Source organism: Hyphobacterium indicum, assembly GCF_003129605.1.
GTDB classification, from domain to species: Bacteria; Pseudomonadota; Alphaproteobacteria; order Caulobacterales; family Maricaulaceae; genus Hyphobacterium; species Hyphobacterium indicum.
Window position 1 is genome coordinate 816,218 of the sequence record NZ_QBDX01000004.1, and the last position, 21,781, is coordinate 837,998.

Consider the following 21,781-nt stretch of genomic DNA (forward strand, 5'->3'; position numbering starts at 1 on the left):
CACCCGATCGGGTGATGTCCTGCGCGCGTTTTGCGCTAGCGTATCTCCACAAACGCGAAAGGACACATCATGACACAAAGCTCTCTGGGCGCATTTTCCATCAGCCTCACCGTCAAGGATATCGAGGCGTCGAAAACTTTCTATGAAACCCTCGGCTTCACCAAAATGGGCGGCGATCAGTCACAAGGCTGGCTGATCCTGAAGAACGGCCCGACGATTATCGGCCTGTTCCAGGGCATGTTTGAAAAGAACATGCTGACCTTCAATCCGGGCTGGAACCAGGATGCGCAGAATCTCGAGGACTTCGAGGATGTGCGCAGCCTGCAGAAACGGTTTGCCGCAGCGGGGCTGGACACCGGAGAGCCCATCGATCCCGAAAGCTCAGGCCCGGCGCATTTCACCCTGACGGATCCGGACGGCAACCCGATCCTGATCGACCAGCATCGCTGACCACGGTCACGACGTCCCGGGCACGATTTTACAAGACCGGCTAGACACCGGTGTCTAGCCTGAGCCGGTTCTCAAAGGAGCTGCCTCATGCTTTCGCTACTTCTTGGCCTTGTCCTTCAATCCAGTGCTGTGCCGGATAGCGGCGGCGTACTGGTCGCCGCCTCACGCTATGGCGGCGAGATTGTCGTCATGGATGCCGCAACACTGGAAGTCCGGTCCCGGCACGATGCCGCACAAGGCGTCAATGATGTCGAGATCATACCCGGTTCTCAAACCGTGATCAGTCCGCATTTCGGCCGTTTCCGCGATCGCGACCCGGAAACCGGCGCAGGGGCCGGCTGGGGGGCAGTCGACAGTCTTGGCTATTTCACCATCGATCTGGCAACCGGTGAGTCGATTTTGCGGCCGCTGGAGAACTGCGCCAGACCGCACGGGGCGGATATTGATCCGGCAGGACAGCGGCTGTGGGTGACGTGTGAAGTGGACGGCAGCATCATCGAGATCGCATTGGACACCGGCAGCGTCATTGCGCGTCACCGGCTCGGGGAAGGGGTTCACAAGGTCATGCTGATGCCGGATGGCGAAACACTGGCCGCATCGAATCCCGGCACGGGCGAAGCCTATTTCATTGATCCCGATGGTACGGTGACGACGATCCATGTCGGCAATGGCGCGGAGGCTCTGGCCGCCTCGTCCGATGCCGGCCGGCTGTGGGTCGCCGCGGGCGGCGAGGCGCGGTTTTGCGCCATTAACCAGCCGGAGCGGGCCATCGCGTTTTGTCACGAAACGCAGGGGCGCTTTCCCATCGCCCTCGCCGAGGACCCTGTGCGCAATGTGGTCTGGGTGGCGCGCCTCATGGAACATGATCTGGCGGCGATCAGCATCGAAACCGGCGAGGTCGAGCAGGTGATCGCACTCGGCGGTTTTGTGCTCGGTATGGCGCTGGACGCTGAGAACCGCCGTCTCTACGCGACCCTGCCCGGCCTGGATGCCATTGTCATGCACGATGCAGACACAGGCGAGCGGCTGGCGATTACCAGAGGAATCCCGGACGGCGACGACATCGACCTGTCGCCCCGCACCCCAGCGACCGGGCCGGACGATACCTGACGGACACCGGGCCTAGCGCTGCCACGCCAGCTGTTCGCATGCTGCCCGGACCAGCGCCGTCGCCTCCGCCTCGCTTTCCGGCAGGGTGGCGGGATCAATCGGGTCGCCGAATCGTAAGGGATAATGCGCGCCCTTCTTGCCCATGAAGCCGTGAAACACGGTCATGTCCTTCAGCTCGGTATGCACCTGGGCCAGCGCGTAATAGAGGATCGGCATACGCTGGGCGACGCCGAGCGGAATGATGGGCTGTTTGAAGCGGCGCGCAAAACTGACGGCTGTCGGGGCCCAGGGTTTTTCATCCAGCGTGAAGCGCTTCCAGTTCCATTCCGCCATCCGGCCGGCCGGGAAAATCACCACGCAGCGGTCCGACTTGAACGCATCCAGCGCTGAACGCAGCGTCTCGCGCGCATTCTCCCGGCTGCGGAAATTCTGCCGCCATTCCACCGGAATGATCAGGTCGGACAGGCCCGGGCTGACCCGCAAGGCATCCCGGTTGGCAAAGAAGCAGACATCCGGGCGTTTTTCCCGCAGCGTGTCCCAGACCGCCACACCATCGGCAATCCCGCCGGGATGGTTGGCAATCACCACACACCCGCCCTTGTCCGGCACCACATCCAGATTCACCGGCTGCGGCCGCAATTGCAGATACTCGCTGACCCAGCGCAGCGTCTCGTCGCCGGATCTTTCGGCAATGGCATCGGCAATGGCCACGGCTTTTTTATAGCCCAGCATCGGAAAACCGAACTGGCGGATGGCCGCCCACAGGCGCGGACGCGTGATCAGGCGCGGCGCGCGCTCCTCGATCAGGCGGTCCACGATATGACGGCTCATATCGTCACTGGGCGGGGCATAGGCATATTCCATCCCGTATTCATCGCACGACCGGACGGACGTGCAAGCCGGATCGGCATTAACCTCTTGGCAAGACTTGGCCTTCGCCTTGCGAGGGAATGTTCCAACGTTAATACACTGTACACGATTGGGACGATCATGGCCGCTGTCGACACCGCTTTTGCCCCGTCATTCCTGACCCGCCTCGCTTCACCCTTGCGCCGGATGCAGCGCTCTGCCCTGCGCCGCCGGGGTCCGCTGGATGCCGCACTCGAGGATTATCTGGGCGAAACCGCACACGCAGGAGACAAGGTCTTGCAGCTGGGCGTGTCCGACGGCGTCGCGGCGGCCTTTCTCGACCGCGGCGTCTTTCACCATCTGGTCGCCCCGGCCGCGTCGGCTGAAACCGTGGAAGCCATCTGCCAGCTGCGCGGCTGCAGCGCCTCGCGTCTAAGGGTCTTTTCCAGCATTGGTCATTCCGGTTCCGCCGGCGAAGTCGACACCGTCTGGCTGTCGAAAACCGCATCGCTGGCCGTGCTCGCCGCCCATTTCCGCCATGCGCTCAGCCGTCTGAAAACCGGTGGCCGGCTTTTTGTCGAGGGCATTGATGACGAGGTCGGAAAAACCCTGTTCAGACAGCTCAGCCACGACATGGCCTGGCGTCTGGACGAAACCATTGCCGGCGAGGTCGCCGTCTTCCGCCGCAGGGCCTGACCGGACCCGGACGCTGACCGAGGGACACCGGAAAATCCGCTTTTCCCTTTCCATATTTCGAATATACTCGAAACATGGAATTGACAGACGCCACCGGAATTTTCTCTGCCCTCGGGCATGAAACCCGCCTTGCTCTCTTCCGCCGCCTGTTGCGGTCCGCGCCGGAGGCCATCAGCGCCGGCGTGCTGGCGCTCGAACTGGACATCCCGCCCTCGACGCTGACATCGCATCTGCAGACATTGCAGCGCAGCGGTCTCATCCGGTCGCGCCGCGAATCGCGCTCCATTCTCTATTCCGTCCGGGCCGAAACCGTGCAGTCCATTGTCGGTTTTCTGGTCCGCGATTGTTGCCGCGGCCGCCCGGAATTGTGCGGCACACCGCTCCCCGTCGCGCAAACGGACAAGGTCTGATGAAATCCATTCTGTTTCTCTGCACCGGCAATTCGGCGCGCTCCATCCTTGCCGAATGCCTGATGAACCGGCTCGGCCAGGGCCGCTTCCATGCGATGTCCGCCGGCTCCCTGCCGGCCGGACAGGTCAACCCCTTCGCCCGCGAATTGCTGGACTCGCTGGAGTATGACACGTCCGGCCTGCGGTCGAAAAACTGGAATGAATTCGCAGCCGGCGCGGATGCCGCAAATATCGACTTTGTCTTCACCGTCTGTGATTCCGCTGCGGCGGAATCCTGCCCGGTCTGGCCGGGTGAGCCTGTGACCGCCCATTGGGGCCTGCCCGATCCCGCCGCCGTGACCGGCAGCGATGCCGAAAAGCGCGTCGCTTTCCTCAATACCTACAAGGCTCTGGCCCGCCGCATCGAAGCTTTCGTCAACCTGCCCATGGACTCGCTCGACCGGCTCGCCCTGCGCCGCGCCACAGCCCGGATCGGAAAATCATGACGCCCGGTCCCGAACCCGTCGCCGCACCTGCCGCGCCGGATACGCGCATGGGTCTGTTCGAGGGCTGGCTCTCGGTCTGGGTGGCCGGCGCCATCGGCCTCGGCCTGCTGCTCGGCAATCTGGTCCCCGGCGCTTTCGCTTTCCTCAGCACGCTGGAAATCGCCTCGGTCAATCTCGCCGTCGGCGTGCTGATCTGGGTGATGATCTATCCGATGATGGTCAATATCGATCCGGCCAGCCTCGCCCGCATCGGCGACCGGCCCAAAGGCCTGCTGATCACCATCATCGTCAACTGGGCCATCAAGCCGTTCACCATGGCTGCGCTGGGAATTGTGTTTTTCCGCTATGTCTTCGCCCCCTTCATGGAGAGCGCCGATGCCGAGCAATATATCGCCGGGCTGATCATTCTGGGCGCCGCCCCCTGCACCGCCATGGTCTTTGTCTGGTCCCGGCTGACCGGGGGCGATGCCGAATACACCCTGCTGCAGGTCACGGTGAATGACCTCATCATGATCATCGCCTTTGCCCCGATTGTCGGCTTCCTGCTCGGCGTGACCGGGCTGACCGTGCCATGGGAAACCCTGCTTCTCTCGGCCGGGCTTTTCGTCGCCGCGCCGCTCGCTGCGGGGATTGCCACCCGTTCCCTGCTGTTGCGCGGAGGCAAGACGCAGGGCGAACAGCGCCTGGAACGCTTCTCGGACCGGATCAAACCCCTGTCGGCCGCCGGCCTGCTCCTGACTGTGGTCCTGCTTTTCGGTTTCCAGGGCGATGTCATTCTGGAACAGCCCCTGCTGATCGCCATGATCGCCGTGCCGCTGCTGATCCAGACCTATGGCATATTCTTCCTCGCCTATGGCGCAGCCTGGGCGCTGAAATCACCGCATGCCATCGCCGCGCCGTGTGCGCTGATCGGCACATCGAATTTCTTTGAGCTGGCCGTGGCCGTCGCCATCGGTCTCTATGGCCTGAATTCCGGCGCCGCGCTGGCCACCGTGGTCGGCGTGCTGGTGGAAGTGCCGGTCATGCTGTCACTGGTCGCCATCGCCAACCGCACGAAAGCCGGATTTGCCCGGGGCTGAGCCCTAGTAAGGCGATCCCGGCTGACGGCGCGGCGAGCCCGGCGGAGAGGTGCGCTGCGGACGGATCGGGCGTTGCGGCCGGTCGCTCGACTCGCGCTCGCGATCCCCCTGGATAGCGGCATTGCATTCCTCACCCGGACGCCCCGCCGGAATCGGTTCCGGAACAAACCGCACGGCGCGGCCCTGGATTTCGGCAAATGTTTGTGCGGACACGCTGTCCCGGATCTCGGTGATCAGATCGGTCTCCATCCGCGTCAGGCCCAGCGACATCTCCCGCACATTATTGGTGTAGAGCATGGTCCAGTAGACCGCCTCCTCGGCATTGCCGAGATCATGATAATAGCGGGCCAGCGCCGCCTGTGAGGCGCCCCAGCCGGCATTGCCCGATGTCGTCAGATAGAACTCGCCATCCTCGCGATAATCCCCGGCGTCCGGTCCTCCAGCCTCGGCCAGGTCCAGCGCCGTCGTGCCGGCATAATACCAGGCCACTTCATAACCGCCGCCAAACTGCGCCGCGCAGGCAAAATATTCATTCGCCTGTTCGATATTGCCACCGTCCAGCGCGCGCAATCCGCGTCCATAGGCAGCATCGCCGCCAGCCCCGCCGCGAAAAGCCGGAGCCTGGTCATTGGTGGAGCCGCAGGCCGCGAGGCCCAGGGCGAGAGCGAGGACAGGTAGGGAATATCTCATACCGGCATCTTCGCGCAGCAAGCCGGGTCGGCGCAAGAAAAACGTGCTGTAAATCAGTATCCGTCGCAAACATGCCGTTTGACGCTGTAATCCACATCGCGTCATAACAGGTGCGATGCCACACGATCATTCCCATCTCGACGCCGGTCCGGGGCGCATGGAGCCCGGCGAGGCCCGCAAGATCACCAGCCGCGCGACCACCTTGTCCGTGCTCGTCGCAACCACGCTCGTCATCACCAAGCTCGCCGCCTGGATCGCCTCTGGCTCGGTCGCCCTTCTGGCCTCCCTCGCGGATTCCGCGCTGGATCTGGCGGCGTCGATCACCACCTTCCTGGCCGTCCGCTATGCCGCGGCACCGGCAGACCTCGAACACCGTTACGGCCATGGCAAGGCGGAGGCTTTTGCCAGCTTCCTGCAGGCCCTGTTCATTGCCATCTCGGCTGTATTGCTCCTGCACGAAGCCTGGCGGCACTTTGTCGACCCGCGCCCGGTGCTGAATGGCGGATGGGCGATCGCCGTCATGGTGCTTTCCATCGTGCTCACCGTCGGCCTTGTCTGGGCCCAGACCCAGGCCGTGAAACAGACCGGCTCGGTCGCGGTGAAAGGCGACCGCGCCCACTACGCCGCCGATCTGGCCTCCAATTTTGCCGTCATTGCCGGGATCGGCGCAGCCGCCTTCCTGTCCATACCTGTGGCTGACCCGATCATCGGCGCCGGTGTCGCCCTCTGGCTGTTCTGGTCCGCTATCCAGGTGGGGCGCGGTGCGCTCACTCATCTTCTGGACCAGGAATTGCCGGACCGGGAACGCCGCCGCATCATCGAGATTGCGGAGGACGATCCGCGTGTCATCGACGTGCACCAGGTCCGCACCCGAGCCGCAGGCCCGCTCATCCACATCCAGATGCATATGGATCTCGACGCCAGGCTGACGCTGGAAGCGGCCCATGAAATCGTCGTCGCGGCGGAAAAACGCCTGCTGGAACGCTATCCGGCGGCGGATATCCTCATCCATGCCGACCCGCACGGGAGAGCCGAACCGCACGGTCTGGATTTCTTCCGCTCGGAAAATGAACCGGATACAGCCAAAGACACTTAATCGCGGCGTAAAATCACCCTAGCCTGACGTCATGCGACGGCTTCACCACTGGCCCCTTGATCCCGGATCCCGCGCGGCGCGATTTGCGCTCGCGGAAAAGGGGCTGGATTTCGATCTCGAGGAAGAACGCCCCTGGCTCAGGCCGGAACCGCTCTTCCGCCTCAATCCGGCCGGTGGCCTGCCGGTCCTGCAGGACAATGGCGCCGCCATCGCCGAAATGCGCCCGGTGCTGGAATATCTGGAAGACGCCTATCCCGGACAGCCGCTGATGCCGCGCGGTGCGGTGGAGCGCGCCGAAGTGCGCCGCCTGATGGGCTGGTTCGAGCTGAAATATGATGGCGAGGTCAATGCCTATCTGCTCCATGAAAAGCTGGAAAAGCGGGCGCAGTCGCTCGGCGCCCCCGACCCGCAGGCGATCCGCGATGGCCGCGATCATCTGCGCTGGCACATGGATTATCTGACCGGCCTTCTGGACGAGCGCGACGGGCTGGCCGGCCCCCGCTTCACCTTTGCCGATATTGTCGGCGCGGCGCATCTCTCCTGCGCGGATTATCTCGGCGATGCGCCCTTCGAGGAATTTCCGGCGGTGAAGGCCTGGTATACCCGCATCAAATGCCGCCCCGCCTTCCGTGGCCTGCTCAATGACCGCTTGCCCGGCGTCCCCCCGGCAAAGCATTATGATGATCTCGACTTCTAGAGCCGCGCTCGAGCAGACCGCCACCGCGCTCGGCTTCGATGCGGTCCGCATCTGCCGCGCCGATGAGGCATGGGCGGCGGCGGGACGGCTGGAAGAATTTGTCGAAAAAGGCCGTCACGGCACGATGGGCTGGATGGAAACAACGCTCCAGCGCCGCAAACAGCCGACGAATATGTGGCCGGAGGCGAAATCCGCCCTCATCGTCGCCATGAATTACGGGCCGGAGACCGACCCGCTCGACGATCTGAAACACGCCTCCACCGGCAATATCTCCGTCTACGCCCGCCACCGCGATTATCACGACGTGATGAAGGGCAAGCTGAAACAGCTCGCCCAGCAATTTGCGCGCGAGACCGGCGAGGGGGTCAAAGTCTTTGTCGATACCGCGCCCCTGATGGAAAAGCCGCTGGCGGAAAAGGCCGGCCTCGGCTGGCAGGGCAAGCACACCAATCTCGTCTCCCGGACCCATGGCTCCTGGCTCTTCCTCGGCGTCATGCTGACCACGGCAGAGCTGCAACCGGACGCGCCGGAAGCCGATCATTGCGGCTCCTGCCGCGCCTGTCTGGATATCTGCCCGACCGATGCTTTTCCTGCGCCCTATCAGCTCGATGCGCGGCGCTGCATCTCCTACCTCACCATCGAACATGACGGCCCGATCCCGGAGGAATTCCGCAAGCCCATGGGCAACCGCATCTATGGCTGTGATGATTGCCTCGCCGTCTGCCCCTGGAACAAGTTTGCGAATAGCGCCAGCGAGGCGAAACTGGCCGCGCGCGCGGATCTCAACCGCCCGCCCCTCGCCGGGCTGCTGGCGCTGGACGATGCCGCCTTCCGCGCCCTGTTTTCCGGCTCTCCGGTCAAGCGCATCGGCCGCAACCGCTTCATCCGCAACTGCCTGATCGCCGCCGGCAATTCCGGTGATGCCGACCTCTCGCCACTGGTGGAAGCGCTCCGCGCCGACCTCGACCCGGTCGTCGCCGAAGCCGCGGACTGGGCCATGGGCGAGCTGGCCTGACCCGGTTCCCCGATGTGTCTGCCACGGACACGGCCCTTGCGGGGACAGGGCAGCCTTGAAAGCCCGCTGCCGCTTGCGGTTGGCCTCGCCGCAGCGGGACGGCAGACTGCGGCCCATGACACCATCGCTTCTCATACTGACCGGCGCCGGTATTTCCGCTGAATCCGGGCTGGGCACGTTCCGGGATACGGACGGCATATGGTCACAATTCGACTGGCAGAAGCTGGCCACGCCGGAAGGCTTTGCCGAAGATCCAGTGATGGTTCACGCCTTCTACAATGCGCGCCGCAAGGGATTGCTGGACGCACAGCCCAATGCCGCCCACACCGCGCTGGCCACGCTGGAAGCGGCCTGGGTGCGCTCGGGCGGAGAATTTCTGCTGGTCACCCAGAATATTGATGATCTGCACGCGCGCGCCGGGTCGGAACGTCTCATTCACATGCATGGTGAGCTCCTGCGGGCCCGCTGCGCCGCCTGTGGCGACCTCACGGCGTGCACCGCCGATCTGTCGATCGCGATGAGTTGTCAGGCCTGCGGCCGCGAGGGCCGGCTGCGGCCGCACGTCGTCTGGTTCGGGGAAATGCCGATGGGCATGGAAGAGATATTCGAGCGTTTAAGCCGCACCACGCATTTCGCCGCCATCGGAACCTCCGGCGCGGTCTGGCCGGCGGCGGGCTTTGCCGAAGAGGCGGCACGCGCCGGAGCAGAGACCTGGGAGCTCTCGCTGGAAGCGGGCGAAAGCGGGCACAATTTCCATCACACCCTTTACGGCAAGGCGACCGCAACCGTGCCGGACTGGTGCGAGACGGTCATCGCCCGGGCGTTTGCAGCATGAGCGCGCTTCTGCAACAGGCAAGGGCGGCGCTCGATGCCGGAAATGCGCAAGCCGCCCTGCAGGCCGCCCAGGCCGCCGCGCGCGCCAATCCCAATGACGCCAACGCACATTATCTCTGCGCCGCCGCTTTGCGGATGGCGGGCCGGTCCGGCGATGCACTGGCCATTCTCGACCGCCTGAACCGGGCCCTGCCGGACCAGCCGGATCTCATCAACATGGCCGGTCTGTGCCGCCGGGATATGGGCGATACCACAGGCGCAAGGCGCGATTTCGAGCGGGCCGCCAAACTGGCCCCGCAGCACATTCCGGCGCTGGGCAATCTGGCCGGCCTCCTCGCCGAAACCGGCCCGGACGCTGCGCTGGCGGTCTATGAAAAGCTGGGCGCATTGCAGCCGCAAAACCCCGAACCCCCGGCGCTGGCCGCCTCGCTGTGCCTGTCATTGCGCGACCTGCCCGGGGCGAAAGCCTGGCTGGCCCGGGCCGAAGCCATTGAGGCCGATGCGCTGCCGGTCCGGTCGGCGCAGGCCGGGCTGGCCCTGGCCGAAGGTGATGCCGCCCGCGCGCGGGCGCGTCTGGATGGCTTTCTGCAAACGGCAGGCGGTGCGCCAGCCCCACTGGCCGTCGCCTGGGGCCGGCTGGGGGAGGCCTGTCACAGGCTGCAAGATCATCGCGCGGCTTTCGAGGCCTGGACGCAGGCCAACCGGATACAGCGGCAAAGCTGGGAGGTTCGCTTTGCCGGATATGAGGGCCCGCGCTCGCTGGCCTCGGCCCAGCGTCTGGCGGACTGGTTCGCCGCGCATGATCCGGCTCCGGCAGAGACAACCCGCCTGACCGGCCCGGCACCGGTCTTCCAGGTCGGCTTCCCGCGCTCCGGAACGACCCTGCTCGAACAGATGCTGGATGCCCATCCCGGCATCGAGACGCTGGAGGAACAGGACGCGATCGGGCCCATCATCCAGGCGATCGGCGATACGCCGGAGCGTCTGGCGCGATTGTCCTCGCTTGGCGGCGATGAGATCAACGCCCTGCGCGCCGCCTACTGGCGCAGCGCCCGGCCGCAAGGAGCGCCGGAGGCCGGGCAGGTCTTCATCGACAAATACCCGATGAATCTGGTCTGGCTGGGTCCGCTCATGCGGATTTTCCCGGATGCGAAAATCATTCTCTGCCTGCGGGATCCGCGCGATTGCGTGCTCTCCGCCTTCCAGCAGCGCTTTGCCGTCAATCCGGAAATGTACCGGACGCTGGAGATGGCCGACTGTGCCCGGCTCTATGAGGCCGCCATGCAGGCTGGTCAGGCCGCTCTGGCGTCTGATCATGCGGTGCCGGTTCACACCGTGCGCTATGAAGATGTGGTCGCGGACTACAAGGCGGTGATGGAGCCCCTGATCCGTTTTCTGGGCCTCAAGTGGGATCCGGCCATTGAGGACTATCGCGAGAAAGCGGAAACCAAACGCATCAAGACGCCATCGGCGCCGCAAGTGGTCCAGCCGCTCTATGCCTCCTCGATCGGGAAATGGCGGTCCTATGCGTTTGCACTGGCGCCGGTACAGGGCATGCTGGCACCCTGGATCGAGCGATACGGGTATGAAGCAGAATGAGTGACAGGCTCCAGCAGGGATTCGCCCGCTTGCAGGCCGGCCGGCCATTGGAAGCGCTGGAAATTGCGCGCGCCGCGGAGGGCGATCCGAATGCCAAGTATCTGGAGGGGTTGGCCTTGCGCGCCATGGGGGAAACCGATGCCGCGCTGGGCGCGTTCAAGGTGCTGGCCCTCACCCACCCGCTGGTGCCCGATTTTCCCAATCTGATTGGCCTCTGCCAGGCCGATCTTGGCAAGATTGATCAGGCCGTTGCCGCCTTCGAACAGGCGCTCTCGATCAATCCAGCTTTTGTCCATGCCGCTTTCAATCTGGGCCGCACCCTGGCCAATGACGGCCGGATGAAGACCGCCATTCTGGCCTATCGCCGGGCGCTCGCAGCGAAAGCCGATCACCTCCCCAGCCGCCGCAATCTCGCCTGGTGCCTGCAGCAGATCCATGATCTCGACGCCGCCGGCAAGGAAGCCGATGCCGCGCTGGCCCAGCAACCCGGCGACCCGCTGGCCTTGTCGGTCAAGGCCGCGGCCCTGATTGCGGACGGCGCGTATGCCGATGCCGCAGAGCTGGTCTCGACCCGGCTGGCCGCCGATGCCCAGCCGGTCAATGCCGCGCTGGCGCTGGGCAAGATGGGAGAGGCGCTCGAGAACGCCGGCGAGTATGAAGGCGCCTTTGCCGCCTGGGCCCGCGCCAATGACGGCTTGCGCACACATTACGCCCCCGCCTTCGAGGCGGTGAAGACCGGCTTTGCCCTTCCGGCCGTGCAGCAATGGGCGGATTTTGACGTGCCGGACTTTGACCGCGAAACGGGGCTTGAAGGACCAGCCCCCGTCTTCCTGATCGGATTCCCGCGCTCGGGCACGACCCTGATGGAGAGTGTGCTCGCCGCGCATCCGGACATTGACACCAGTGACGAGCGGCCGCTCTCGACACCCTTGATCGAGTCCGCCGGTCACAACCCGGACGCCTGGCGCGCCTTTTTCGGGACATTGCCGGAAAAACGCGCCGGATTGCGGCAGGCCTATTGGGACGGCTGGCGTGCGGGCGCGCCGGAGGCGGGCCGCGTCTTCATCGACAAGCTGCCGCTCAATCTGGCATGGACGCCCGTACTCGCGGCGGTGTTTCCGGAGGCAAAATTCCTGCTGGCCCTGCGTGATCCGCGCGATTGTGTGCTGTCAGCCTTCAAACAGCGCTTCGGCATGAATGCCGCCATGTACCGCATGCTCAGTCTGGATGATGCCGCCGCCTATTATGACGCGGCCATGCAGGCCGGGCTGACAGGTCTGGAAACCCTGCCCGGCGACCGGCTCCTGCAGGTGCGATATGAAGATTGCGTCGCGGATCTCGAAGCGCAGGCCCGGCGGGTGATTGCGTTCCTGGAGCGGGAGTGGAGCGATGAGGTTCTAGCCTATCGCGAAAAAGCCCGGGACCGCTTCATCTCGACCCCGTCGGCGCCGCAGATTGTCCAGCCCGTCTATCAGAGCTCGGCCGGACGCTGGCGCGATTATGATTTCGCCCTGCAATCCGTCCGCCCCGTGCTCGACCCCTGGGCGGAGCGCTGGGGGTATGCGGACTGACCGTGGGCGGGTGAGCTACGGGCCGGCCGCATCCTCGATGGCGTGCATATCCTCGTCCGACAGGCCGAAATGATGGCCGATCTCATGCACCAGCACATGCGCGATCAGGAATTTCAGGCTGACATCGCCGCGCGCCTGCCATTCGGCAAGAATGGGCTTGCGGTAGAGCCAGACCTGATCCGGGAAGGTCACCGGATCAATGACCGATTTCTGGGTCAGATCAATGCCGTGATAGAGGCCGGAGAGCTGATAGGGATCGGCGATGCCGAAATGCGCCAGCGTTTCCCTGTCGGCAAAATCGGCAATGCGGATGGAGACATTGCCGCACATCTTGCGGAAGCCTGCGGGCAATTCGTTCAGCGCCTCTTCGGCGAGGCCGGCGAATTCATCGATATCCGGGTGTGGGCTCATCCTGCCCATATAGGTTGGACGGGCGGCCATGCCATTGCGAACATACAGGGAACATGCTAATCGGTTTCTTTTTGCGCGCCGGGGCTGAGTTTTGACGAAAGAGCAGGACAGGCTGAGCGCCCTCATGGAAATGAGCGATGCGCCCGACGAACCGGTCCGGCTGGTCGAGGATGACCGGACCGGCGACCGCATCCTTTTCTATGAGGGTAAGGACGGTCCCATTGCCGAATTCCGCTATGCGGACCGGACACTCTGGATGACCCAGGCCCAGATTGCTGACCTGTTCGGGCGGGATATTGCCACCATATCCCGGCACATTGGCAACATTCTGGAAGAAGGCGAACTGGAAGAAGCGACTTCTTTGCATAAATTGCAAAGAAGTATGGGCCGCCCTGCAACCCTCTACAGCCTCGATATGATCATCTCGGTCGGCTACCGCGTGTCCTCGAAACAGGCGACGCTGTTCCGGCGCTGGGCAACGGACAAGCTGGTTCAGTTTGCGACGAAGGGCTTTGTTATAGATCAGCCACGGCTGCGCGACGCCGCAGATCAGGACCGCATCCGCGAACTCCGGGACATCATCCGTGATATCCGGGCGTCTGAAGCCAATGTCTTCCGCGAAGTCCGTAAAATCTGTTCCCTGTGTCAGGATTACGATGGTCGGTCGCAATCTGCGCGGGACTTTTTTGCGATGATGCAGAATCGTCTGTTGTGGGCCGTGACCAGCCTGACCGCGCCGGAAATCATTCTGGACCGCGCCAATGCCGGCATCGAGAATATGGGTCTGACCAACTGGCCCAAAACCGACATCCGCAAGCAGGATGTCATTGTCGCGCATAATTATCTCGGTGATTCCGAAATCCGGGAAAAGAACCGTTTGACCATCATGCTGCTCGATTTCTTCGAGGACCGGCTCGACCAGGGCCGGTTGACAACGATGGCCGCCGCAGCAGCCAAGCTGGCCGAATTCCTGAAATTCAACGAGCGGCCCGTGCTCGAGCATAAGGGCTGTGTGACCCGCGAAGAGGCGGACAGGCACGCAGAAGCCCAGTATGAACAGTTCGCTGAACGCCGCCGCGCCCTTCGGCAGGAGACCCCCGATGGATAGTCCGCTCGCCTCTGCTGCCAATCCGGCGATTGATGATGCCCGCCTGCTGGCACGCGGCGCGGCCCGCCTGCTCTATGATATGGGCTATACGGCGATCCCGGAATTTTCCCTGAAATCCGGGCGCCGCGCCGATCTGTTCGCGCTCGGCCCCAAGGGCGAGATGACGGTCGTCGAGATCAAGTCCGGCCTCGCGGATTTCCGCGCCGATACCAAGTGGATGGAATACTGGAGCTGGTGCGACCGGCTCTATTTTGCGGTGTCCGACCGCTTCCCGCACGATGTCCTGCCGGAGCAGGCCGGTCTGATCATCGCCGACGGATTCGGGGCCGCCATTGTCCGCGAAAGCCCGCACGATCCGGTCAATGCGGCGCGGCGCAAATCGGTCATGCTGCGCTTTGCCCGCTGCGCGGCAGAGCGGCTGGGGCGGCTGGAACCCTAGCGCGGGGCGCGCTTGGCGAGGATGCGCTGCAGGGTCCGCCGGTGCATGTTGAGCCGCCGGGCAGTTTCCGAGACATTGTGATTGCAGAGCTCGAAGACGCGCTGGATATGCTCCCAGCGGATCCGGTCGGCCGACATCGGGTTTTCCGGCGGGGCCGGTTTTTCACCCGGCGACAATAACGCCTTGACCACATCGTCGGCATCGGCCGGCTTGGCGAGATAATCGATCGCGCCGGACTTCACCGCAGCCACGGCGGTCGCGATATTGCCATAGCCGGTCAGCATGACGGCGCGGCAATCATCGCGCGAGGCGTGCAGCGCGCGGACGACATCCAGCCCGTCGCCATCCTCCAGCCGCAGATCCACGACTGCGAAGGCCGGCGGATTTCCGCGGGCAATCTCTAAGGCTTCCGACACTGTGCCGACCGCCGAAACGACGAAACCGCGGCTGGTCATGGCACGGCCCAGCCGCGTGCGGAAAGGTGCGTCATCATCCACGATGAGAAGAGATTTGTCGTCCGGAAGGTCGAGCGGAATATCGGTCATATCGCTTACTCTTGATCTTTTGTTGAATATCTAGACCGGTTCGGCGGGCGCTTCCACCCGGTTGCGCGGCCATTCGATCTGGACCAGCGCCCCGCCCAGCGGGCCGCCATTGGCGAAGCGGGCCTTGCCGCCCAGACGTTCAATCATGGTGATGGCGATGAAAGTGCCCAGCCCCATACCGCCGCCCACTTCGCCCGACCGCCGGGAGATGTAAGGCTCGCCGATACGGCTCAGCACATCCGGCGCGAATCCCTTGCCATCATCATTGAGGGTGATGCGCACCGTTTTTTCATTCCATTCGCCTTCAACCGTGACAGCCGAGGCCGCAAATTCAACCGCATTCTCGACCAGATTGCCGAGCCCGTAGAGAAATTCCGGCTGGCGCGCCAGATACGGCGCCGTGCCTTCGCCATCGGCGCGCAGGGTGATGGAGGTGCCGAGCCCGCGCAGCGGCGCACAGACCTCATCCAGCGCGTCCCGGAATGCGATCCGGTCATGCATCTTGTCATGGGCTTCGCGCTGCGCCGAGAGCCGCTGCAGGATGTCACGGCAGCGTTTGGCCTGGGACACCAGCAATTCGGCATCTTCCTTCAGCGCCGGGTCCTTTGCCCCGTGCGCAATCTCCTTTGCCGTCAGCTGGATCGTGGCCAGCGGCGTCCCCAGCTCATGCGCCGCCGCGGCCGCCAGCGAGCCGACGGCGGACAGTTTCTGTTCACGCGCGAGAATGGCCTGCGCCGCGGCGAGGGCGGCGCCCATGCGCTTGGCCTCCCGCCCGATGCGCCAGGCATAGGCGGCGGTAAAGGCCACGGCGATGACAAAGGCAACGCCAAGGCCGGCCTCATAGAGCAGCGGCAGATGCAGGGTTTCTCCCCGTATCCAGGGCATCGGCAGGGCAAAGACCGCCATCGCCGCCATCCCGGCGAGTCCGATGACGGTCAGCCCCAGCGCATGGCGGGGCGGCAGGGCCGCCACGCCGATCGTCACCGGCGCCACCAGCATCACCACAAAGGGATTCTGCAATCCGCCGGTGAGCAACAGCAGCAGGGACAATTGCAATACGTCAAAACCAAGCTGGACAAAGGCTTCATGATGCGAGGTCAGCCTCTGGATATCGCGGGTGATGATCAGGCCGAGATTGAGTACGGCACTGGCCGCAACGACGCCGCCGCACAGGGCCAGTGGCAGCTCGAAATCGAGCACCAGGCTGACAAAAAGCAGTGTGGCCGCCTGGCCGAAAATCGCCAGCCAGCGCAATACGATCAGGGTGCGCAGCCGCACACGCCCAAAGAAAGGCGCAATGCCGGGCGGCGGCGCCTCCTGGCTCAGATCATAGGAATCCACCATCACCGCCTCTATATCCTGCATCGCATAAATGTGACCAGACAGATTACACCTTGCTGCATTGCACAATGGCGCAGACGGGTTCATCTTCCGGTCCCGAATTCTGGAGGTCGTGTGAAGCAAGGTTCAGCCATTCCGATGTGGGTCTTCCCGCTGGTAGCGGGAATTGGCGCCCTGGTTCTGGTCTTCGCCATTCTGATGGCGCTGGATGCGCGTCCGCAACCGGCACAGGGCGAAGTCATCTCCTCGGGACGGGCCGATATCGGCGGTCCTTTCACACTGGTCGATCACACCGGCACCACGGTCACCGAGGCGGATTTTGCCGGACGGCCCATGCTGATCTATTTCGGCTTCACCTATTGTCCGGACATCTGCCCCTTCTCCCTGCAGGTGATGGCCGCCGCGCTGGAAGCATTGCCCGAAGACCGGCGCAATGAATTCCAGCCCGTCCTGATCACAGTGGACCCGGAGCGCGACACGCCGGAGCAGCTGGCGCAATATATCGAAAGCCCGGCCTTTCCCCCCAATCTTGTCGGCCTGACCGGCACACCGGAACAGATTGCGGCGGCCGCCGCCGAATACCGGGTGATCTATCGCCGCGCCCTGGAACCGGGTGCGCCTGAAGACACGTATACCATGGACCACACCTCGCTGATCTATCTGATGGACCGGCAGGGTGAATTCCACAGCGTTTACGCCCATGGCACGCCGCCGGCACAGCTGGCTGAAGGGCTGCAAGACTTCCTTGAGGAAAGCCCGCGATAATTCCGCGTGGCCATGAAAGGTGTTTCCATGCTCTACAGCATGATCGAGATCAGCAGACTGGCGATGACGCCCTGGCGCGCCGCTGCAAATGCCACGCGCCGCACACTGCGCGCGCCGTGGAATCCGATGGGCGACACGCTGGCGGGACGCACGACTGCGGCGGCGGCCGATCTGTTTGAATCCATGACCCGGCGCTATGGCAAGCCGGACTGGGCCCTGCCCACCACGGAGATTGACAGCAAGACCGTCGCGGTGACCCCGGAAACAGTCTGGTCCTCGCCGTTTTGCAATCTGGTTCACTTCAAGCGGGACAAGGCACCGTCCGGCCAGCCCAAAGTTCTGTTCGTGGCACCGATGTCAGGCCATCACGCCACGCTGCTGCGCGGCACGGTCAAGACCTTCCTGCCGGATGCCGAGGTCTATATCACCGACTGGATCGATGCCGCCGCCGTGCCGGTTACGGAGGGCCGTTTTGATCTCAATGATTTTGTCGACCATGTGGCCGACATGATCCGCGCCGCCGGCGAAAGCGTGCATGTCGTGGCCGTTTGCCAGCCCGGCCCGCCAACCCTGGCCGCCTGCGCACTGATGGCCGAAGACAAGGATCCGCTGCGCCCGGCCTCGATGACTTTCATGGGCTCGCCGATCGATGCGCGCCTGTCGCCGACCGTGCCCAACAAGCTGGCGGAAGAAAAACCTTTCGAATGGTTCGAGAACAACGCCATTCACACCGTGCCCGCCCCCTATCCCGGGGCGATGCGCCGCGTCTATCCGGGCTTTCTGCAACTTTCCGGCTTCATGCAGATGAACTGGGAACGCCATGTCGATGCCCACTGGCAATTCTTCAACCACCTGGTCGAGGAAGACGGCGACAGCGCCGACAAGCACCGTCAGTTCTATGATGAATATCTCTCCGTCATGGATCTGACCGAGGAATTCTATCTCCAGACGATCAGGGACGTCTTCCAGGACCACACCCTGCCGCGCGGCGAATTCGAGCATCGCGGCCGCAAGGTGGATCCGTCAAGAATCACCGATATCGCGCTGATGACGGTCGAAGGCGAGAATGACGATATTTCCGGCATCGGCCAGACCCAGGCGGCGCATGATCTGTGCGCGAACATTCCGGCCGATATCCGGCTGGACTGGGTGCAGCCGAAAGTCGGCCATTACGGCGTCTTCAATGGCAGCCGGTTTGAAACCGAAATCGCGCCGCGGATGAAAGCCTTCATGGCTGAAAAGGGCCGCAGGGCCTAGGACTTCCGTTTCGCAAGCTGCGCAAACACGGCGCCCCCCAGCGCGCCGCCCAGCCCGATGATCAACAGGCCCCATAAGTCGCGGCCCGAGCCGATCGGCGTGATCGTGGACGCCAGAACGGCCTGGTAGAAGACCTCGATCGCATAGATCATCACCATGATGGTGACAAAACCGGCGAGGACATAACCGAAACTGCGCAGGCCACCGATCCGGCGGGACACAAGGCGCGCCACCGGAAAGGCGATCAGATAGCCGATCGCCGTCAGCAAGGTCAGCGTTGGCGCAAATCCGCCAAGGTCCGCCAGCGTCGCGTCCAGCCGCGCGTCCAGAGGCATGGCCGCTCCGGCATTGACCAGATATTGCAACACGACCTGGGTGGAAAGGATGGTTGTCGCCAGTCCGCCCGTCACGACGGCGGCAAGGTAGGCGATAACAGGTCTGATCCGGGCGGGCATGTTAAAGTCCGTTTTGTGCGCTATCTTCGAACCCGACTGTAACCCGATAAAAGACAGGTGACACTATGTGGTTCCGCTCCGCCCTGATGGTTTTGACGCTTTCCGCGCCGGCACTGGCACAGGACGCGCTGCCCGACAGCGCCTTTGATGGCGAAATCGAGGTGATCGCCTCCGGTCTGGTGCATCCCTGGTCGCTGGCTTTCCTGCCGGAGGGAGAATTGCTGGTCACCGAGCGCGGTGGATATTTGCGGCGGATTACAGAAGACGGTCTTCAGGCCGATCCGGTGTCCGGTGCGCCGGAGCCCTATGTCGCCGGCCAGGGCGGCATGCTGGATGTCGTCCTGCACCCGGATTTTGCCGACAATCGCCTGGTCTATCTGACCTATGCGTCCGGCCATCGCCGGGCCAATCGTCTGGCCATTGCGCGCGGGCGCTATGCCGATGGGGCGCTGAGCGAGGTCGAGACAATTTTCGAGGCCAATATCACCAAGGATACCGACGCCCACTATGCCGGGCGGATGACCTTCCTGCCCGACGGCACCTTCATCGTCACCATCGGCGAAGGCTTTGACTATCGCGAGGAAGCCCAGGACCCTTCCAATCATTTCGGCACGACGGTGCGGCTGAATGCGGACGGGTCCATCCCGGAAGACAATCCGGAGATCGAGGATGGCGCACCCGGCGTCTATTCCTGGGGTCACCGCAATGCGCAGGCAATTCTGTATGATCCGGAAACGGACCGGATTATTTCACACGAGCACGGCCCGCGCGGCGGGGACGAGGTCAACATCATCGCGCCCGGCGTCAATTATGGCTGGCCGATTGCGACCTTCGGCATTGATTATTCCGGGGCCATTATCAGCCCCTATGAAACCTATCCCGGCATGCGCGACCCGATTGTGGTGTGGGACCCGTCCATCGCCCCGGCGGGCATGACGCTCTATAGCGGAGACATGTTTCCGGAATGGCAGGGCGATCTCCTGATTGCCACCCTGCAGCCGGGCAATGCGGACACCGCTTCAGGGCATATCCGCATCGTCGATCTGAATGAAAACGGCCTGCCACAGGGGCAGACCGTTATTCTCGGCGATCTCGGCGCGCGCATGCGGGATATCCGCACCGCACCCGATGGCAGCCTTTATGTGCTGACCGACGCCAATAATGGCTCGGTCATCCGCCTGTCGCGCTAACCTATTCCGCGTCGCCTTCCGGGGCCACCGAGGTGATGGAAATCCCCATCGCTTCATAATCCAGAGTGCCGGCTTCCGCCTGCGCCACAAGATCGGCAATGCGGACCGGATTATCCGGTGAAATCCGCACTTCGACCGTGCCGCCATTGGCGATGAAGTTCGTCATCGCGGTCGAAAACTCCGTCAGCAGAGCCCGCGGAATTTCCGCCGGTGCCGCCATCGTGCCCATGGTGATCATTGCGCCGGCCTGCATCCGCAGCTGCTCCTTGGGCATGCCCTGCATGGCAGACGCCGCCGTCAGGGCGCGGTCCAGAAGCGACAAATCCTCAAGCCGGAACACGAAATTCCTGAGCACCAGCGGGTCCAGAAGGCTCAGCACCTGCTCCGGATCGGGCTCGTCCATCGTATAGCCCATCTGCAGGGCCGCGAGGGAATAAGCCATCAGCCCGGACATGTCGCTTTCAACCTCGACCCGGAAACCGTCCCGCATCTCGAAATAATTGCCGCCATCGGTATAGGCGCGGTCGGCTTCGCGCTCATAGACAGAGGCCCCTTCGGAAACGAATTCGAGCTGCTGATAGCCCAGCATGCCGAGGCCCATCTGCATTTGCGCGCCCAGCGGATAATTCGCATCCGGAGCGATCACCAGCGGCGTCATTTCGCTGACATAGCGGACCTCATCACCATCATCATCGGCATTGGCGGTCAGGGAATCGAGCGTCACCCTGATGCCGCCGATATTGGCATTGAGGCCGCGGATCGTGGCGCTGTCATAGGCATCCAGCGGATCGAAATCTTCCGGCATTTCCGGCATCCCGGCCGTGACGTCCTCATTCGGCGTGTCCGGCGAGAAAGCCGAGCCCATCATCGCGAACTGCGCCGCGAACGGATAGGTGATGCCTTCGCCGATCCCGTCTACCGACATTTCATCGACGCGGAAATTGATGATACCGACCTCGTCATCCATGCCTTCAACGGCGAAATCCAGCAATTCGAACCGGCCGATCGTGAACTCGGTCAGATCGTCAATCGCCAGACGGCCGAGACGGGCCGTGAAACTGTTGCCATCTTCCGTCCCGGCAATGTTCACGCCCTCGACGGCGAAGAGGCCATAGGTCCAGTCCCCTTCATCAAATCCGTCATCTTCCGAAGCATTGCCGGAAAATCCGTGGGCGAGCGTGGCCACCAGGTCGGCACTGGGCTGCTCGATGACAAACCCGTCAATCGTGCCGTCAAATTCGTCATCATCCGTGCCCAGCGTCATCGCATTGATGGCCAGCCGGTCGAAGATCACATTGCCGTCGGCATCAAAGCGCGGCGAGGCCAGCGTCATGCTTTCGGCGGTCATCGTATTGGTCGAGAATTCCACACCGGCCGAAGCGCCCTCTTCCTCTTCGCCCTCGCGCTTCTCCTCGTCTTCAGGAAAGACAAAGGTCAGCCCGGTGAAGGTGTAGACGCCGTCATCAAAACTGCGGCTGTCCCAGCTGACAACACCATCCCCGGAATTGGCCAGGTGCAGCGCTTCCAGCGCGCTGGCGGCGGTGGCTTCGTCCACCGGCGTAATGGCGATATCGCCATTGCTGGCGGAATCATCATTACAGGCCACCAGCGCAAGGGCGGATACGGATATGATCAAGGCATTTTTCATGAAGGGTCCCCGGAAAAATTCAGATGGATAGACAAGCACAG

24 protein-coding genes are annotated in these 21,781 nt (G+C 63.3%); 17 read left to right on the forward strand and 7 right to left on the reverse strand.

Annotated features, from left to right (window positions below):
- The first annotated feature begins 69 nt into the window (after positions 1 to 69).
- Both DBR16_RS11845 and DBR16_RS11850 read left to right on the forward strand, forming a co-directional pair.
- On the forward strand, positions 70 to 450 hold the full coding sequence (locus DBR16_RS11845; RefSeq protein WP_109261445.1) for a VOC family protein: 381 nt from the start codon (positions 70 to 72) through the stop codon (positions 448 to 450).
- 87 nt (positions 451 to 537) lie between these two features.
- The gene (locus DBR16_RS11850; protein ID WP_109261446.1) at positions 538 to 1,560 is read left to right on the forward strand and encodes a YncE family protein; all 1,023 of its coding nucleotides are present in this window, start codon (positions 538 to 540) and stop codon (positions 1,558 to 1,560) included.
- A gap of 12 nt (positions 1,561 to 1,572) precedes the next feature.
- On the opposite strand, the gene DBR16_RS11855 is transcribed toward DBR16_RS11850, so the two are convergent.
- Entirely contained in the window at positions 1,573 to 2,424 is an 852-nt protein-coding gene (locus DBR16_RS11855) for a 1-acyl-sn-glycerol-3-phosphate acyltransferase (RefSeq protein WP_233347795.1), read from the reverse strand.
- A 126-nt stretch (positions 2,425 to 2,550) separates the two neighbouring features.
- Here DBR16_RS11855 and DBR16_RS11860 point away from each other — a divergent pair, with 126 nt between their 5' ends.
- The 4 genes from DBR16_RS11860 (at position 2,551) to arsB (ending at position 5,079) form a co-directional block, all read left to right on the forward strand.
- The gene (locus tag DBR16_RS11860) at positions 2,551 to 3,105 is read left to right on the forward strand and encodes a hypothetical protein (protein ID WP_109261447.1); all 555 of its coding nucleotides are present in this window, start codon (positions 2,551 to 2,553) and stop codon (positions 3,103 to 3,105) included.
- Positions 3,106 to 3,179: 74 nt separating this feature from the next.
- A complete protein-coding gene (locus DBR16_RS11865; RefSeq protein ID WP_109261448.1) occupies positions 3,180 to 3,515 on the forward strand; it encodes an ArsR/SmtB family transcription factor in 336 nt (111 codons plus the stop codon).
- Entirely contained in the window at positions 3,515 to 4,000 is a 486-nt protein-coding gene (locus DBR16_RS11870; RefSeq protein WP_109261449.1) for an arsenate reductase ArsC, read from the forward strand. The genes DBR16_RS11865 and DBR16_RS11870 overlap by 1 nt, the downstream gene beginning before the upstream one ends.
- Positions 3,997 to 5,079, forward strand: a complete 1,083-nt coding sequence (gene arsB / locus DBR16_RS11875) for an ACR3 family arsenite efflux transporter (RefSeq protein WP_233347796.1) — start codon at positions 3,997 to 3,999, stop codon at positions 5,077 to 5,079. The genes DBR16_RS11870 and arsB overlap by 4 nt, the downstream gene beginning before the upstream one ends.
- A gap of 3 nt (positions 5,080 to 5,082) precedes the next feature.
- Here the strand turns inward: arsB and DBR16_RS11880 are convergent, their stop codons facing one another.
- Positions 5,083 to 5,769, reverse strand: coding sequence for a hypothetical protein (locus DBR16_RS11880; protein WP_125184560.1), 687 nt, complete (start codon positions 5,767 to 5,769; stop codon positions 5,083 to 5,085).
- Between the two features lie 115 nt (positions 5,770 to 5,884).
- Here DBR16_RS11880 and DBR16_RS11885 point away from each other — a divergent pair, with 115 nt between their 5' ends.
- From DBR16_RS11885 to DBR16_RS11910, 6 genes are all read left to right on the forward strand, one after another.
- Positions 5,885 to 6,865, forward strand: a complete 981-nt coding sequence (locus DBR16_RS11885; RefSeq protein ID WP_109261451.1) for a cation diffusion facilitator family transporter — start codon at positions 5,885 to 5,887, stop codon at positions 6,863 to 6,865.
- 31 nt (positions 6,866 to 6,896) lie between these two features.
- Positions 6,897 to 7,562: an FtsZ-binding protein FzlA gene (gene fzlA, locus DBR16_RS11890; protein ID WP_109261452.1), complete on the forward strand. Its 666-nt coding sequence runs from the start codon at positions 6,897 to 6,899 to the stop codon at positions 7,560 to 7,562.
- Positions 7,543 to 8,577: a tRNA epoxyqueuosine(34) reductase QueG gene (gene queG / locus DBR16_RS11895; protein ID WP_109261453.1), complete on the forward strand. Its 1,035-nt coding sequence runs from the start codon at positions 7,543 to 7,545 to the stop codon at positions 8,575 to 8,577. Before fzlA ends, queG begins: the two co-directional genes overlap by 20 nt.
- A gap of 115 nt (positions 8,578 to 8,692) precedes the next feature.
- Positions 8,693 to 9,412, forward strand: a complete 720-nt coding sequence (locus tag DBR16_RS11900) for an NAD-dependent deacylase (RefSeq protein ID WP_109261454.1) — start codon at positions 8,693 to 8,695, stop codon at positions 9,410 to 9,412.
- Positions 9,409 to 11,010 (forward strand): tetratricopeptide repeat-containing sulfotransferase family protein, encoded by a 1,602-nt coding sequence (locus DBR16_RS11905; protein WP_109261455.1) that lies wholly within the window; start codon positions 9,409 to 9,411, stop codon positions 11,008 to 11,010. The genes DBR16_RS11900 and DBR16_RS11905 overlap by 4 nt, the downstream gene beginning before the upstream one ends.
- Positions 11,007 to 12,581 carry a tetratricopeptide repeat-containing sulfotransferase family protein gene (locus DBR16_RS11910; protein WP_109261456.1) on the forward strand — a complete coding sequence of 525 codons (1,575 nt, stop codon included), beginning with the start codon at positions 11,007 to 11,009 and terminating at the stop codon, positions 12,579 to 12,581. Before DBR16_RS11905 ends, DBR16_RS11910 begins: the two co-directional genes overlap by 4 nt.
- A gap of 15 nt (positions 12,582 to 12,596) precedes the next feature.
- Here DBR16_RS11910 and DBR16_RS11915 read toward each other — a convergent pair whose 3' ends face one another.
- Entirely contained in the window at positions 12,597 to 13,022 is a 426-nt protein-coding gene (locus DBR16_RS11915; RefSeq protein WP_109261457.1) for a metallopeptidase family protein, read from the reverse strand.
- A gap of 61 nt (positions 13,023 to 13,083) precedes the next feature.
- Between DBR16_RS11915 and rhuM the strand changes: the two genes are divergently transcribed.
- Together rhuM and DBR16_RS11925 are read left to right on the forward strand one after the other, a co-directional pair.
- Positions 13,084 to 14,100, forward strand: a complete 1,017-nt coding sequence (gene rhuM / locus DBR16_RS11920) for a RhuM family protein (RefSeq protein ID WP_233347799.1) — start codon at positions 13,084 to 13,086, stop codon at positions 14,098 to 14,100.
- Positions 14,093 to 14,539, forward strand: coding sequence for an MmcB family DNA repair protein (locus DBR16_RS11925; protein ID WP_109261459.1), 447 nt, complete (start codon positions 14,093 to 14,095; stop codon positions 14,537 to 14,539). Before rhuM ends, DBR16_RS11925 begins: the two co-directional genes overlap by 8 nt.
- Here the strand turns inward: DBR16_RS11925 and DBR16_RS11930 are convergent.
- Positions 14,536 to 15,084: an ActR/PrrA/RegA family redox response regulator transcription factor gene (locus DBR16_RS11930; protein ID WP_109261460.1), complete on the reverse strand. Its 549-nt coding sequence runs from the start codon at positions 15,082 to 15,084 to the stop codon at positions 14,536 to 14,538. The two genes, DBR16_RS11925 and DBR16_RS11930, sit on opposite strands and share 4 nt — an antisense overlap.
- A gap of 30 nt (positions 15,085 to 15,114) precedes the next feature.
- Positions 15,115 to 16,512, reverse strand: coding sequence for an ActS/PrrB/RegB family redox-sensitive histidine kinase (locus tag DBR16_RS11935; RefSeq protein ID WP_233347801.1), 1,398 nt, complete (start codon positions 16,510 to 16,512; stop codon positions 15,115 to 15,117).
- Between the two features lie 27 nt (positions 16,513 to 16,539).
- Between DBR16_RS11935 and DBR16_RS11940 the strand changes: the two genes are divergently transcribed.
- The gene (locus DBR16_RS11940) at positions 16,540 to 17,190 is read left to right on the forward strand and encodes an SCO family protein (RefSeq protein WP_233347803.1); all 651 of its coding nucleotides are present in this window, start codon (positions 16,540 to 16,542) and stop codon (positions 17,188 to 17,190) included.
- 27 nt (positions 17,191 to 17,217) lie between these two features.
- Positions 17,218 to 18,447, forward strand: coding sequence for a polyhydroxyalkanoate depolymerase (locus tag DBR16_RS11945; RefSeq protein ID WP_109261865.1), 1,230 nt, complete (start codon positions 17,218 to 17,220; stop codon positions 18,445 to 18,447).
- Here the strand turns inward: DBR16_RS11945 and DBR16_RS11950 are convergent.
- Complete coding sequence (locus DBR16_RS11950) at positions 18,444 to 18,902, reverse strand: hypothetical protein (RefSeq protein ID WP_109261462.1); 459 nt, start codon at positions 18,900 to 18,902, stop codon at positions 18,444 to 18,446. The genes DBR16_RS11945 and DBR16_RS11950 overlap by 4 nt on opposite strands.
- 65 nt (positions 18,903 to 18,967) lie before the next feature.
- Here DBR16_RS11950 and DBR16_RS11955 point away from each other — a divergent pair, with 65 nt between their 5' ends.
- The gene (locus tag DBR16_RS11955; protein ID WP_109261463.1) at positions 18,968 to 20,092 is read left to right on the forward strand and encodes a PQQ-dependent sugar dehydrogenase; all 1,125 of its coding nucleotides are present in this window, start codon (positions 18,968 to 18,970) and stop codon (positions 20,090 to 20,092) included.
- A gap of 1 nt (position 20,093) precedes the next feature.
- On the opposite strand, the gene DBR16_RS11960 is transcribed toward DBR16_RS11955, so the two are convergent.
- On the reverse strand, positions 20,094 to 21,740 hold the full coding sequence (locus tag DBR16_RS11960) for a hypothetical protein (RefSeq protein ID WP_109261464.1): 1,647 nt from the start codon (positions 21,738 to 21,740) through the stop codon (positions 20,094 to 20,096).
- Positions 21,741 to 21,781: the final 41 nt, after the last annotated feature.